Here is a 13,997-nt window from a genome sequence, read left to right as displayed (position 1 = left end):
CGGTTCCCGCTAACGCGTCGAGAGGCCGCCGAAGTGCGCGGTCTGCAGCTTGATGCGCCCGCGCTCGATCACGAAGGTGTCGACGCCATCCGGGATCAGCATGTGCTCGCTGTCGACCGTGTACGTCAGCAGCACGTAGCCGCCGTGCACGGTGAGCGACGTGATGGCCAGGCTCGCGATCGCTCCGGCCGACTGCAGGAGTCCGCTGAACGCCGACCCGATCTGCTCGCGGCCCGCGGCGACGCTGCCGGCGAGCATCAGCACCGCGTCGGGTGCGTAGTCGGCGGTGATCCGCGCGAGCTCGCCGCTTCGCACCGCCGCGAAGTGCGCGTCCATCACCTGCTGCGGCGTGCGGTGCTGCGAGGCGTCGTCGGCAGTCCAACCGACCGTCGCACCCGGAACGTTGACGTGGTCCGCCATGGCGAACTCCTTGCGTTGCGGAGATCGGGCCTCGCGCCGGCCCGTGGCGTGCCGCGCAGCGGACGCGAGACCAGCCGAACGGGCCGGTTCGTCGCGCGCCACGCGGGCCGGATGAACCTACGCCGCGCGATGCCCGGCGTCAACGTGGCGGGCGAGCACACCGCCGGCCCTGCGTGCATGGACAATCGAGGGTTTTGCGCCCGGGCGCACGCGCCCGGCTCCGGCTCGTCCACCCTGCCCCGCCTTCCATGACCGCCGCGACGTTTCTGCAGATCCGCAACCTCGTCAAGGACTTCAGCGGCCATCGCGCCGTCGACAACGTCTCGATCGACATCGCCAAGGGCGAGATCTTCGCGCTGCTCGGCTCGTCGGGCTGCGGCAAGACGACGCTGCTGCGCATGCTCGCCGGTTTCGAGACGCCGACCTCGGGGAGCATCACGCTCGACGGCCAGGACCTGGTTCCGCTCGCGCCGTACGCGCGGCCGCTGAACATGATGTTCCAGAGCTACGCGCTGTTTCCGCACCTGACCGTGGCGGACAACATCGCGTTCGGCCTGCGCCGCGACCGCCTGCCGTCCGCCGAGGTGAACGCGCGCGTCGACGCGATGCTCAAGCTGGTGCAACTGGAGAAGTTCGCCGGGAGAAAGCCCCACCAGCTCTCGGGCGGCCAGCAGCAGCGCGTCGCGCTGGCACGCAGCCTGGCCAAGAAGCCGCAGCTGCTGCTGCTCGACGAGCCGCTCGGCGCGCTCGACAAGAAGCTGCGCGAGGAAACGCAGATCGAGCTCGCCAACATCATCGACGACATCGGCGTGACCTGCGTGATGGTCACGCACGACCAGGAAGAGGCGATGACGATGGCCTCGCGCATCGCGGTGATGAGCGAAGGCCGCTTCCTGCAGGTCGGCACGCCCGCCGAGATCTACGAGACGCCGGCGACGCGGTTCGTCGCCGACTTCATCGGCAACGTCAACCTGATGGACGGCACGCTCGTCGAGGACGAGGCCGACCACGTGGTGGTCGACTGCGGCGATTGCCGGCACTACGTCGGCCACGGCATCACCGGCACCAAGGGGATGGCCGTGACGGTCGCGCTGCGCCCCGAGAAGATCCGCATCTCGCGCAGCGCCGCGGCCGAAGCAGCAGGCGACCCGGCGACGCGCTTCAACCGCGCGCAGGGCCGCATCAAGGACATGGCGTACTTCGGCAGCTACACGGTCTACCACCTGGCGCTCGCGAGCGGCCGCGTGATCAAGATCAGCCAGAGCAACACCGAGCGCCACGACGACGCGCCGCTCACCTGGGGCGACGAGGCGTGGGCCACGTGGTCGCCGCTCGCGCAGGTGGTGCTCACGCGATGACGCCGCGCCGCCAACCGCGCCGCGGCAGCGGCCGCTTCGCCGTCATCGGCGTGCCGTACCTGTGGCTGCTGGTCTTCTTCCTGCTGCCGTTCCTGGTGGTGCTGAAGATCAGCGTCTCCGAGATGGAGGGCGCGACCTTCAGCGATCTCGTCAGCTGGCGCGACGGCGCGCTCGCCTTCAGCGTCAAGCTCGGCACCTACGCGCTGCTGCTTCAGGACGACCTCTACCTCGCCACCTACCTCTCGAGCCTGAAGTACGCCGCGGCGACGACGCTGCTCTGCCTCGCGATCGGCTACCCGTTCGCGTACTTCATGGCGCGCGCGCGGCGCAGCGTGCAACCGGCGCTGCTGATGCTCGTCATGCTGCCGTTCTGGACCTCGTTCCTGCTGCGTGTCTACGCGTGGAAGGGCCTGCTCAGCGAGAACGGCTGGGCCGCCGAGGCGATCGCGGCGCTCGGCCTCGACCGCCTGCTCGCCGCCGCCGGTCTCATCGCCGGGCCGGGCCAGCTGATGAACTCGCCGTTCTCGCTGGTGCTCGGCATGACCTACACCTACCTGCCGTTCATGATCCTGCCGCTCTACTCGACGCTCGAGAAGATGGACCTGCGGCTGCTCGAGGCCGCCTACGACCTCGGCGCGACGGCGTGGGTCGGCTTCTGGAAGATCACCGTCCCGCTGTCGCGCGCCGGCATCGTCGCCGGCTCGATGCTGGTGTTCATCCCGTGCGTCGGCGAATACGTGATCCCTGAGCTGCTCGGCGGCCCGCAGACGCAGATGATCGGTCGGACCCTCTGGGACGAGTTCTTCAGCAACAACGACTGGCCGATGGCGTGCGCGGTCGCGGTCGCGATGATCCTGCTCGTGATCGTGCCGGTCGCGATCTTCAGCAAGGTTCGCGCCGAAGCGGTGGAGCAAGGCCGATGAGCCACGCAGCGCAAGGGGGCGGCGAGCCGATGGCGACGGTGACGGCAACGTCACCCCGGCGTCGCCACGCCCCCGCACGAGCAGGTGCCGCGTGGCTCGGTGGCGCCTGGCTGGTGCTCGGCTACGCGTTCCTCTACGTGCCGATCGTCGCCCTGGTGCTCTACTCGTTCAACGACTCGCCGGTCGCGAACGTGTGGCAGGGCTTCACGCTTAAGTGGTACGCCGCCCTCGCCGACGACCGCGAGATCCTCGCGGGCTTGTGGCTGTCGCTGAAGATCGCGTTCGCCACCGCGTGTGCGTCGGTCGTGCTGGGCACGCTCGCCGCCTTTGCACTCGACCGCTACCGGCGCTTCAAGGGGCGCACGCTGTTCGCCGGCATGGTCGCGGCGCCGTTGGTCATGCCCGAGGTCATCGTCGGTCTCTCCCTGCTGCTCATGCTGGTGGCGGTGCAGCGCGCCACCGAATCGGCGTTCGGCGTCGGCTTTCCCGAGCGCGGCATGCTGACCATCTGGCTCGGTCACCTGCTGCTCGGCATGGCCTACGCGACCGTCATCGTGCAGGCGCGCCTGCAGACGCTCAATGCGCAGCTGGAAGAGGCGGCGATGGACCTCGGCGCACGCCCGTGGCAGGTGTTCCACCTGGTCACGCTGCCGATGATCGCGCAGGCGCTGGTCTCGGCATGGCTGCTCACCTTCACGCTGTCGCTCGACGACGTCGTGCTGTCGGCGTTCCTCTCGGGGCCCGGCGCGACCACCTTGCCGCTGGTCATCTTCTCGCGCGCTCGCCTCGGGCTGAACCCGAGCGTCAACGCGGTGGCGACGATCATCATCACCGCGGTCGCGATCGGCGTCGTCATCGCGAGCCTCGTGATCGCGCGTCGCGAGCGCCAGCGTGCCGCCGACATCGCCGCCGCCGCACGCGGGGGCTGACCCGCGGAATTTCGTCATGAGCCGCGTCGCCGCGACCGCACCCATCCCCTGGCATGCCTACGCGGCACTCGCCGCGAGCATGTCGATCGTCGGCGCCTACGTCGGCCTCGCGAAGGCGCTGGTCGCGGTGTTCCCGGTGTTCCTGCTCGCGTGGATCCGCTTCGCGATCGCGGGCGTCGCGATGCTCGGCTGGCTGCGCGGCGGCGCGGGCGCACCGCCCCTCGAACGCCGCGACCGCTGGCTGCTGTTCGCCGAATCGTTCTTCGGGAACTGCCTGTTCTCGATCTGCATGCTCTACGGCGTCGCGATGACGTCGGCGCTCGCCGCGGGCGTGACGCTCGCGGCCTTGCCGGCGAGCGTGGCCCTCATGTCGTGGCTCCTGCTGCGCGAGCGCATCGACGCCCGCGTGCTGGCGGCGGTCGCCTGCGCCGTGATCGGCATCGCCCTGGTCGCCCTCGGCACCCCGCCGAGCGAGGTCGCGCCGGCACGGCCGCTCGGCTACGTGCTGCTGGTGGGCGCCCTCGTCTGCGAGGCGCTCTACGTGGTGATCGGCAAGCAGCTGAGCGGCCGCGTCAAGCCGACCCGCATCAGTGCGCTGATCAACGCCTGGGGCTTCGCCCTGGTCACGCCGCTCGGCGTCTGGCAGGCGACGCGCTTCGACTTCGGCGCCGTCGGCGTGGGCTCGTGGGCGCTGCTCGCCGCCTATGCGATCGCCGCCAGCATCCTGACGGTGTGGCTCTGGATGACCGGTCTCAAGCACGTCCCGGCGAGCTCGGCCGGCGTGTTCACGGTGCTGCTGCCGCTCAGTGCCGGAGCGATCGGTGCGCTGGTGTTCGGCGAGCCGTTCGGCACGACGCACGCCGCGGCGCTGGCGTTCGCCCTCGTCGGCATCGTGCTCGCGACGCGGCCCGTGCCGCCGCCGCGCCGCTGACCTGAAGCGATCAGCCGGGCGCCGGTGCGTCGATCGGCAGCCTGACGACGAAGCGGCTGCCGAGGCCCACGCCGGGACTGGTGGCGACGACGCTGCCTCCGTGCGCCTCGACCAGCGCGCGCACGACCATGAGCCCGATGCCCAGGCCGGCACCATCGACGCCGACCGCATGGCGCTCCTGCACGAACAGCTGGAACACCGAGCCGAGCGCGTCGGGCGACATGCCGATGCCGTTGTCGGCCACCGAGACGACCACGCAGCTGCTCTCGACGGTCGCCGACAGCGCGATTGTGCCGCCTTCGCGCGTGTACTTGGACGCGTTGTCGAGCAGGTTGCCGATCACCTGCGTGAGCCGCAGCACGTCGCCGTCGATCGCCGGCAGCGCCGCGGGCAGCTGCACGCTGAAGTGCTGCAGGCGCAGATCCATCGCCGCGCGCGACGCGAGCGCGGCGTCGTCGATGACGCCGCGCAGGTCGACGGGCGCGCGCATCAGGCGCAGCGTGCCGGTGCCGACGCGCGAGACGTCGAGCAGGTCGTCGATGAGGCGGGACAGGTGCTCGACCTGGCGTTCGATGATCGCCTGCGCGCGCTGCAGCTTCGGCTCTTCGGCATCGATGAGCCCGAGCTGCGCGGCGGCGAACCGCACCGGACCGATCGGGTTGCGCAGCTCGTGCGCGACGATCGCGAGGAACTCGGACTGCTGGCGCTGCGCGCGCTCGGCGGCGGCCTGCAGCTCGAGCGCACCGAGCGTCATCAGCACCAGCTGCTCGTTCGCCTCGCGCAGCTCGGCATTGCGCCGCTCCTGGTTGGCGAGCACCGTCTCGACGTGCATCACCGGGCGCGTGAGCGCGGCGAGTGCGAGCGGCTCCGGGCTGGTCGCCGGCAAGGGGCTCCCGCCATGGAACACCAGGCTGCCGAGGCCCTGGCGCTTGGCCTGGTACATGGCGGCGTCGGCACGGTCGATCAGCACGTCGGCGTCGACGCCGTCGTCCGGGTAGAGGCTGATGCCGATGCTGGCGGTCAGGCGCAGCACGTGCCCCGCGAGCACCAGCGGCACGCCGAGCGCGGCGATGATCTTCTTGGCGATCAGCACCGCGTCGGCGGCCTGCGACACGCCCACGAGCACGATCACGAACTCGTCGCCGCCGAGACGGCTCACGGTGTCGACCTCGCGCACCGCCCCGGTCAGCCGCTCGGCGGCGAGCTTGAGCACCTGGTCGCCGACCCCATGGCCGAGGGTGTCGTTGATCTCCTTGAAGTGGTTGAGATCGAGGAAGAGCAGCGCCAGACGCCCCTGGTTCCGCTTGGCATGCGCCAGGGCGGTGGCCAGGCGGTCGTGCAGCAGCAGGCGGTTCGGGAGCTCGGTGAGCGCGTCGAACTCGGCGCTGCGCGAGGCCACCTCGAGCGCGCTCGCGGCCTTCTCGGCATCGCTCTGCGCGCGCAGCGCGGCGACGACGAGGTGCTCGTTGATCTCGACGAGGCGGCTTGCCGGCGTGGCGGCGAGCTGCGCCCGCGCGACCGCGATCTCGCGGCGCAGCCCGGCGAGCTCGGCACGCGCAGCCTCGATCTGCGCATGCAGCGCCGCGAGTTCGGCGCCCGGCGCAGGCTCGGTCGTACCCGGCAGCACCGCGCTCACGTCGGCGCCACCGCTTCGCTGTCGGCGCGCTGCATGAACTCGGCGAGCGTCGGGTCCAGCAGCCGGTCTGCGAGGCGCGCGCCGATCAGGTCGGCGAGCAGCTCGCAGAAGGTCTGGATCAGCGCGGCGCCGCCCGCGCTTGCTTCGGCGCTGCTGCAGCGCGCGAGCGTCGCCCGCAGGCGGTCGAGGTCGACCGCCGCGTGCAGGCTCGCCTGCAGCGGCGCGAACGACGGTGCCCGACGCGTCGCGAGCTGCACGCTGCGCTGGTAGAGGGCGCGGACGCCACCGTCGCCGATCAGCGGATTCAGCGTCGCGTCGATCGACCTCCAGAGCTCGCCGACGGCATCGGCGACGCGAGACGGATCGGCGGGATCGCCCGCGCGCTGCAGGAGCGCCGACGCGAGTCGCTGGCTGGTTTCGCCGTCCATCGGAGCACGTTGCTGGGGCCGGATCGGCATCCTACGCCCCGGGCAGCGTGGCGGCGGGCAACGCCGACGAAAAAGCTCAGGCGGCGCGCCCGGTGCGCCCGGCTAGGCTCGCGACCGTTGCGATCAGCTCCTGCAGGTCGAGCGGCTTGGCGACGTGCACCTGGTAGCCGGCGACCATCGCACGCGTGCGGTCCTCCGAGCGGGCGAACGCCGTGAGCGCGATCGCCGGCGTGCGGCCGCCCTCGGCGTCGGGCAGCGCGCGCACGGCGCGCACGAACTGATAGCCGTCGCGCCCGGGCATGCCGATGTCGCTGATGACGAGGTCGGGCCGCTCGCGGCGCAGCGTGTCGAGCGCTTCGTCGGCGTTCGCGGCGGTCAGCACCTCGGCGGCGCAGCGCTCGAGCACCTCGCGCACCAGTTCGCGGGCGTCGCGTTCGTCGTCGACCACCAGCACGCGCAACCCCTCGAGCAGCGTGTCGTGCTCGGCGAACAGCACGGGGCGGGGCTCGGCGGCGTCGCGGGCTGTCTCGCGCAGCGCCGGCAACGGCAGGCTCACGACAAAGGTCGCGCCCTGCCCCGGCCCGCGGCTGCGCGCCGCGACGCGTCCGCCGTGCAGCTCGACGAGCTGCTTGACGATCGAGAGGCCGAGGCCAAGGCCGCCGTGGCTGCGCGCGGTCGACGCATCGCCCTGCCGGAAACGATCGAACACGTACGGCAGGAACTCGGGCTCGATGCCCGTGCCGGTGTCGCTGACGGTGATCTCGACCGACGACTCGACGCGCTCGAGCAGCACGTCGACCTTGCCGCCCTTGGGCGTGAACTTGATCGCGTTGCTGAGCAGGTTCCACACCACCTGCTGCAGGCGCTGCGGGTCGCCCGACACGGCGCCGATCAGCGAGTCGAGGATCGTCGTGAGCCGGATCTCCTTGGCCTCGGCCGAGAGCCGGACCGACTCGACCGCCGCGTTGATCACCGACGCGAGGTCGACCGGCTGCACCTCGAGGCGGATCTTGCCGGCGACGATGCGGTTCATGTCGAGCAGGTCGTCGATCAGCTGGGTCTGCGCATTCGCGTTGCGCACGATCGTCTCGAGCGCGCGCCGCGTGTCCTCCGGGCTGCTGTGGCCCATCAGCAGCACGTGCGACCAGCCGAGGATCGCGCCGAGCGGCGTGCGCAGCTCGTGCGACAGCGTCGCCAGGAACTCGTCCTTCATGCGGCCGACCCGGTCGGCTTCCGCACGCGCCGCGCGCTCGGCCTCGAACAGGCGCTCGCGCTCGCTGGCGGTGCGCCGCACCTGGTCGTAGAGGCGCGCGTTGTCGATCGCGACCGCCGCCTGCGCGGCGACGCCGACGATCAGGCGCTCGGTGCGCTCGCTGAACACGCCGGGCTCGGGATGGCCGAAGAAGAGGCCGCCGAGCACCTCGCCGCCGCGTGCGACCACCGGCACCGCGAGGTAGCTGCGCACCGGCAGGTGGCCCGGCGGCAGGCCGCGATGGGGGTCCCACTGGCCATAACGCGGGTCGACGCGGACGTCGTCCGAGCGGATCGGCGCCTCGCCGCGGAAGGTCGGCCCGAACAGCGGCGTCGCACGCGGGTGGCCGAAGCCGCCGAACGCCTCCTTCGGCGCGCCGGCGAGCGTGTAGAGCTGGAACGCCTCGCCGCGCTCGTCGACGGTGTTGTAGAAGAAAGCGCCGAAGCTCGCGCCGCTGAGCTGGGTCGCCGCGTCGGTGATCGACTGCAGCAGAGGCTGCAGGTCGAGCGTCGAGCCGATCGCCTTGCCGGTCTGGTTCAGCAGCTCGAGCATGCGCGTCTCGTCGCGCAAGGCTCGCTCGGCGCGCTCACGCTCGGTGACGTCGCGATAGATCCACACCCGCCCCGACGCCTGGCCGCCGATCCTCTGCACCTGCGAAAACCGCTCGACGGCACGCCCGTCGCGCAGCCTCAGGAGGTCGTACATGTCCTGCTCGGGCTGACGATAGATGGCGTCGATGCGCGCGACGAATGCCGCGGCGTCGGGCGCCAGGGCCGACTTGAACTCGACGATGCGGCGATGCTCGCGTGGCGCCATCACCTCGTCGGGCAACTGCCAGAGGTTGACGTAGTTCGCATTGAACGCGCGCACCTTGCCCGCGCGGTCGGTGACCAGGATCGCGTCGGTCGACGCCTCGAGCGTCGCGTGCATGATCGACAGCGACTCGACGAGCTCGCGCGACTGCTGCTCGAGCGCGTCACGGGCGCGCCGCAGCTCGCTCTCGACGCTTTCGCGCGGCGCTACCGCGACGGTAGCGCCGCCCCCGGCGGCACCGGGAGGCCCCCCTTGCTCGCCGGCAGAATCGTGGGTCATCGGCTTCGGGGTGCGCTGTCGACGCCGCGCAGCGACCTGCGCACGGCCGGCGCGCGGCATGCGCGCGACTGGGAGAGGGGCTCGGCCAGGACGATCGGCGGGTTCATCATGGCTGCAGGAGCGCCGGCAGCGTACGCCGGCGGGCGCGGGGTGGTTCCAGCGAGCGGAAGCGGCTGCACTCTAACGCAGTCGCTGGCGTCGAGGTGGCGTGCGCGCCGACGGACGGTGCACCGGTCATCGCGCGACATCGGCCGGCGCGTCCTCGCGCGCGTGCTGCGCGTCGCGGAGCGCCGCGCGGGCGAGCGTCGACACCTCGCGCGGCGAGCGCGAGGCGAGCCGATGGTCGGACCAGACGCGGCGCCAGTGGCGTGCGCCCGGCATGCCGTTACGCAGCCCCAGCATGTGGCGCGACGCATGCGTCCACGGCTCGCCGGTCGCGGCCAGGCGCTCGAGGTAGTCGACCATCGCATCCTCGATGGCGTCGCGGTCGGCAGGCAGCGCCCCGGCATCGCCATGGAAGCGCGCGTCCCAGGCGGCCATGTCGTACGGCTGGTGGTACGCCGCACGCCCGATCATCACGCCGTCGACGTGCTCGAGGTGCTCGGCGATCGCGGCATCGCCGGCGATGCCGCCGTTGACGACGAAGGTCAGGTGCGGGAACTCGCGCTTGAGGCGCTGCACCGTCGCATAGCGCAGCGGCGGGATCTCGCGGTTCTCCTTGGGGCTGAGGCCCTTCAGCCAGGCGCTGCGCGCATGCACGATGAAGACGCTGCAGCCGCCCTCATCGGCGACGGTACCGACGAAGTCGCGCACGAAGTCGTCGCCCTCGATGCGATCGATGCCGATGCGGTGCTTCACGGTCACCGGCACCGACACGGCGTCGCGCATCGCGCGCACGCAGTCGGCGACCAGCCGCGGCTCGGCCATCAGGCAGGCGCCGAACGCGCCGCGCTGCACGCGCTCGCTCGGACAGCCGCAGTTGAGGTTGATCTCGTCGTAGCCCCAGGCCTCGCCCAGACGCGCGCAGTGCGCAAGGTCCGCCGGCTCGCTGCCGCCGAGTTGCAAGGCCAGCGGGTGCTCGAGGGCATCGAACACGAGGTGGCGCCGCACGTCGCCATGCAGCAGCGCGCCCGTGGTCACCATCTCGGTGTAGAGCAGCGTGCGGCGCGTCAGCAGGCGATGGAAGAACCGGCAGTGGCGATCGGTCCAGTCCATCATCGGCGCGACCGACACGCGGCGGCCCACATCGGCGGCGTTGCGCGGCTCAAGCACGGCCGGCTGCCTTGGCGATGCCGTCGACGAAGCGCGGCCACAGCGCTTCGGGGAGGTCGTGCGCCATGCCGTCGATCACGTCGAGCTCGGCGCCACCGATGCGGCGCGCGAGCTCGCGGCCGGCGGGCAGCGGCACCAGCGGATCGGCGGCACCGTGGATCACCTGGGTCGGCGCGCGGATCGCGCCGAGCAGCGACGTGCGGTCGCCGTCGGCGACGATCGCCATCAGCTGCCGCGCGCTGCCCTGCGGGTGGTACGAGCGGTCGACCGCGAGGCCGAGCTGCTCGCGCAGTTCGGCATCGGCGGTCGGAAAGCCGGGGCTGCCGATCAGCGCATAGAGCTGCACGTAGTGCTCGATGATCTCGGCACGCCGATACGGCTTGCGCGGCCGCGCGATCAGCGCGCGGCTGACGGCGAGCGACGGCCCCGGCAGATGCCGCGCGCCGCTCGTCGTCATCACGAGGGTCGCGCTCTTCACGCGATCGGCGTGGCTCGCGGCGAGGTGCTGCGCGATCATGCCGCCCATCGAGGCGCCGCAGACGTGCGCACGCGCGATGCCCATCCCGTCGAGCACGCCGACCGCGTCACCCGCCATGTCGGCGAGCGAATAGGCGCTGCGCATCGGCAGGCCGAGCGTCATGCGGAACCACTCGCGCATCAGGTTGGGCGTGCCGAGATGGTCGAACGACTGGCTGAGACCGATGTCGCGGTTGTCGAAGCGGATCACGCGAAAGCCGCGCGCGACGAGGGCATCGACGAAGCCGTCGGGCCAGGCGATGAGCTGCATGCCGAGGCCCATCACCAGCAGCAGCGGCTCGCCGTTCCGCGAGCCATGGTCCTCGACCTCGAGGCGGATCCCGTTGGCGGTGAGCTGCATCGGAAAGAAGTAATGGCGGCAGTGGGGTGGTCGGCGGCCGGCGATCCGTGGCCCGCGTCGGCCTCGACAGACACGCCGCCGAAGGCAGCGCCGGCCGCGCCGCAGCGCCGCAATGCCGGAGCGGGTTGCCGCTCGGCGCTCGGGCCGTCAGTAGTCGCCGCCGAAGCTGCCCGGTGCCAGGTTCTCGAACTTGGTCAGCGGCTTCAGGAACGCGAGCTTGAAGGTTTCGGTCGGACCATTGCGCTGCTTGCCGATGATGATCTCCGCGATGCCCGGCTCCTTGCTCGGCGTCGGACCGTCGATCTTGTTGTAGTAGTCGTCGCGGTAGATGAACATGATCACGTCGGCGTCCTGTTCGATGGCACCCGATTCACGCAGGTCGCTCATCAGCGGGCGCTTGTCGGTGCGCGTCTCCACGCTGCGGTTGAGCTGCGACAGCGCGATCACCGGGCACTTGAGCTCCTTGGCCAGCGACTTGAGGCCGCGCGACACCTCGCCGATGACGGTGGCGCGGTTCTCCTCGCTGGTGCCGGCGCTGCCGCTCATCAGCTGCAGGTAGTCGACCACGATGAGGCCGAGCTGGCCGCACATGCGGGCCTGGCGCCGCGCGCGAGCGCGCACCTCGCTCGGCGTCAGCGCGCCGCTCTCGTCGATGAAGAGGCTCACCTTGCCGAGCTTCTCGACCGCTTCGGTGAGGCGCCCCCATTCGTCGTCGCGGAGCGCGCCGGTACGCAGGTGCGACTGGTCGATGCGGCCGAGCGAGCCGACCATCCGCAGCGCGAGCTGGGCCGCACCCATTTCCATCGAGAACACCACCACCGGCAGGCCTTCGCGCACCGCGACGTGCTCGGCGATGTTGAGCGCGAACGCGGTCTTGCCCATCGACGGCCGGGCCGCGAGGATGATGAGGTCGCCGGCCTGCAGGCCCGAGGTGAGCCGGTCGAGGTCGTAAAAGCCCGTGCGCACGCCGGTCACCTCTTCGGCGCCGTTCTCGTGCAGTTCGTTGACGCGTTCGATCAGCGCGGCGACCAGCTGGTCCATGCGCTGGAAGCCCTGCTGCGACCGCGAGCCCTCCTCGCCGATGCGGAAGATGCGGCCCTCGGCCTCATCCAGGATCTGCGAGACCGGGCGGCCCTGCGGGTTGAACGCCGCGGTCGCGATCTCGTCGCTCGCGGCGACCAGCTTTCGCAGCACCGCGCGCTCGCGCACGATCTCGGCATAACGTCGGATGTTGGCCGCGCTCGGCACGCTCTGCGCGAGGGCGTTCAGGTAGGCGAGACCGCCGCATTCGTCGGCCTTGCCGAGGCTTTGCAGCTGCTCGAAGACGGTGATCACGTCGGCCGGCTTGCCGCCGTTCACCAGCCCCGCGATCGCCGTGTAGATGAGGCGGTGCTCGAAGCGGTAGAAGTCGGTTTCGTCGATCAGGTCGGCGCTGCGATCCCAGGCGCTGTTGTCGAGCAGCAGGCCTCCGAGCACGCTCTGCTCGGCCTCCACGGAATGCGGCGGGATCCTGAGGCGCGCGACCTCGTCGTCGAGGCGCGCGCTGGGGGACGATTCGGAAGGCGAAAAGACGGCAGACACGAGACGGATGATAGGTGGCGGCCTGGCGGACGCCGGTGCGCAACCCTGTGGAAATCCAGGGGATGCGAGGTGCACAGGCGTGGAAAACCGACGCCGCAAACGCTCAGGGCCGGCAAAGCCGGCCCTGAGCGGACGCCGCGAGGCCGAGGGCCCCGGGACGCGAGACCTGTCGAGACTCAGGCGGTTTCGCCGAGCACGACCACCTTGACTTCGGCGACCACGTCGCTGTGCGGCGCGACCGTCACGGTGTGCTCGCCGACGGTCTTGAGCGGACCGTTGGGCATGCGCACCTGCGCCTTGGTGACCTTGAAGTCGATGCGGGTGAGCGCATCGGCGACGTCGGCGTTGGTGACCGAGCCGAACAGGCGACCGTCGACGCCGGCCTTCTGCGTGATGTGAACGGTCCGACCGTTCATCTTCTCGCCCAGGGCCTGCGCGGCGGCGAGGCGCTCGGCGGCGGCCTTCTCGAGCTCGGCGCGCTTGGCTTCGAACTCCTTGATGGCGCTTTCGGTCGCCCGGCGCGCGGCGCGCGTCGGGATCAGGAAGTTGCGCGCGTAGCCGTCCTTGACCTTGACGACGTCGCCCAGGTTGCCGAGGTTGCCGACCTTTTCCAGAAGAATGACTTGCATGGCTCGGCTCCTCAGAACTTGTGCTGGTCGCTGTACGGCAGCATCGCGAGGAAACGTGCCCGCTTGATGCAGGTCGTCAGCTGGCGCTGGAAGAACGCACGGGTGCCCGTCAGGCGGGCCGGCGTGATCTTGCCGTTCTCGCCGATGAAGTCGCGCAGGGTGTCGATGTCCTTGTAGTCGATCTGCTTGACACCGGTGACGGTGAAGCGGCAGAAGCGCTTGCGACGGAACAGCAGCGACTGGGTATTGCGCTTGGGCTTGCGGTCCTTCGAGAACCGGCCTTTACCACGTGGCGGGGGCATATTGACCTCTTTCTATCTAATCGGTCCGCTTGCGCGGGAACAAACAGGGTTGACCGCTGGCTCAATCCAGCTCGGTCACGTGAAAAACGATGCCGCGTCCATTGCGCTGCGCGCCGAGAAAGCCGCCGAAGCCGTGCTCGCTGCCGAGCTCGAGAGCGGCGAGCCGCTCGGTGATCCGTCCGATGCCGCGGGCGCGGATCTCGAAGCGGATCTTGCGAGGCTGACCTTCCTGCGTCACCTCGGACTCGTGTTCGAGGCCGACGTCGAGGGCCGGGAGCCCGGCCGGCGTGTAGCGCAGTGCCGCCCTTTCGACCAGCTTGGCGCGCAGAACCAGGCGGTTCATCGCGCCGGCAGGCCCGACGGGCGC

At 70.8% G+C, this 13,997-nt stretch carries 14 protein-coding genes; 4 read left to right on the top strand and 10 right to left on the bottom strand.

The window, feature by feature from the left end; translation table 11 throughout:
* Nucleotides 1–9: 9 nt before the first annotated feature.
* On the bottom strand, nucleotides 10–420 hold the full coding sequence (locus tag HQN59_RS10840) for a nuclear transport factor 2 family protein (RefSeq protein ID WP_176069030.1): 411 nt from the start codon (nucleotides 418–420) through the stop codon (nucleotides 10–12).
* 248 nt (nucleotides 421–668) lie between these two features.
* On the opposite strand from HQN59_RS10840, the gene HQN59_RS10835 reads away from it, so the two are divergent.
* The 4 genes from HQN59_RS10835 to HQN59_RS10820 are packed head-to-tail and all read left to right on the top strand — an operon-like array spanning nucleotide 669 to nucleotide 4,561.
* Nucleotides 669–1,778 (top strand): ABC transporter ATP-binding protein, encoded by a 1,110-nt coding sequence (locus tag HQN59_RS10835; RefSeq protein WP_176069028.1) that lies wholly within the window; start codon nucleotides 669–671, stop codon nucleotides 1,776–1,778.
* Nucleotides 1,775–2,701 carry an ABC transporter permease gene (locus HQN59_RS10830; protein WP_176069026.1) on the top strand — a complete coding sequence of 309 codons (927 nt, stop codon included), beginning with the start codon at nucleotides 1,775–1,777 and terminating at the stop codon, nucleotides 2,699–2,701. Before HQN59_RS10835 ends, HQN59_RS10830 begins: the two co-directional genes overlap by 4 nt.
* The gene (locus HQN59_RS10825; protein ID WP_246294835.1) at nucleotides 2,698–3,630 is read left to right on the top strand and encodes an ABC transporter permease; all 933 of its coding nucleotides are present in this window, start codon (nucleotides 2,698–2,700) and stop codon (nucleotides 3,628–3,630) included. The genes HQN59_RS10830 and HQN59_RS10825 overlap by 4 nt, the downstream gene beginning before the upstream one ends.
* Nucleotides 3,631–3,646: 16 nt before the next feature.
* Nucleotides 3,647–4,561 (top strand): DMT family transporter, encoded by a 915-nt coding sequence (locus HQN59_RS10820; protein ID WP_176069024.1) that lies wholly within the window; start codon nucleotides 3,647–3,649, stop codon nucleotides 4,559–4,561.
* A 10-nt stretch (nucleotides 4,562–4,571) separates the two neighbouring features.
* Here the strand turns inward: HQN59_RS10820 and HQN59_RS10815 are convergent, their stop codons facing one another.
* The 9 genes from HQN59_RS10815 to priB form a co-directional block, all read right to left on the bottom strand.
* A complete protein-coding gene (locus tag HQN59_RS10815) occupies nucleotides 4,572–6,197 on the bottom strand; it encodes a diguanylate cyclase domain-containing protein (RefSeq protein WP_176069022.1) in 1,626 nt (541 codons plus the stop codon).
* On the bottom strand, nucleotides 6,194–6,625 hold the full coding sequence (locus HQN59_RS10810) for a hypothetical protein (RefSeq protein ID WP_176069020.1): 432 nt from the start codon (nucleotides 6,623–6,625) through the stop codon (nucleotides 6,194–6,196). The genes HQN59_RS10815 and HQN59_RS10810 overlap by 4 nt, the downstream gene beginning before the upstream one ends.
* 76 nt (nucleotides 6,626–6,701) lie before the next feature.
* Complete coding sequence (locus HQN59_RS10805) at nucleotides 6,702–8,969, bottom strand: hybrid sensor histidine kinase/response regulator (protein WP_217704028.1); 2,268 nt, start codon at nucleotides 8,967–8,969, stop codon at nucleotides 6,702–6,704.
* Between the two features lie 234 nt (nucleotides 8,970–9,203).
* A complete protein-coding gene (dusA, locus tag HQN59_RS10800) occupies nucleotides 9,204–10,241 on the bottom strand; it encodes a tRNA dihydrouridine(20/20a) synthase DusA (protein ID WP_425342710.1) in 1,038 nt (345 codons plus the stop codon).
* Complete coding sequence (locus HQN59_RS10795; protein WP_176069016.1) at nucleotides 10,234–11,118, bottom strand: alpha/beta fold hydrolase; 885 nt, start codon at nucleotides 11,116–11,118, stop codon at nucleotides 10,234–10,236. The genes dusA and HQN59_RS10795 overlap by 8 nt, the downstream gene beginning before the upstream one ends.
* 147 nt (nucleotides 11,119–11,265) lie before the next feature.
* Nucleotides 11,266–12,699 (bottom strand): replicative DNA helicase, encoded by a 1,434-nt coding sequence (gene dnaB, locus HQN59_RS10790; RefSeq protein ID WP_176069014.1) that lies wholly within the window; start codon nucleotides 12,697–12,699, stop codon nucleotides 11,266–11,268.
* A 176-nt stretch (nucleotides 12,700–12,875) separates the two neighbouring features.
* Nucleotides 12,876–13,328, bottom strand: coding sequence for a 50S ribosomal protein L9 (gene rplI, locus HQN59_RS10785; protein ID WP_176069012.1), 453 nt, complete (start codon nucleotides 13,326–13,328; stop codon nucleotides 12,876–12,878).
* An 11-nt stretch (nucleotides 13,329–13,339) separates the two neighbouring features.
* Entirely contained in the window at nucleotides 13,340–13,630 is a 291-nt protein-coding gene (gene rpsR / locus HQN59_RS10780) for a 30S ribosomal protein S18 (RefSeq protein ID WP_176069010.1), read from the bottom strand.
* 61 nt (nucleotides 13,631–13,691) lie between these two features.
* Nucleotides 13,692–13,973 (bottom strand): primosomal replication protein N, encoded by a 282-nt coding sequence (priB, locus tag HQN59_RS10775; RefSeq protein ID WP_176069008.1) that lies wholly within the window; start codon nucleotides 13,971–13,973, stop codon nucleotides 13,692–13,694.
* Nucleotides 13,974–13,997 lie beyond the last annotated feature (24 nt).

Origin of the sequence: Rhizobacter koreensis (assembly GCF_013366375.1) — a bacterium.
In the GTDB taxonomy this organism is placed as follows: domain Bacteria; phylum Pseudomonadota; class Gammaproteobacteria; order Burkholderiales; family Burkholderiaceae_C; genus Schlegelella_A; species Schlegelella_A koreensis.
This window is presented reverse-complemented; position numbering and strand designations above follow the sequence as displayed.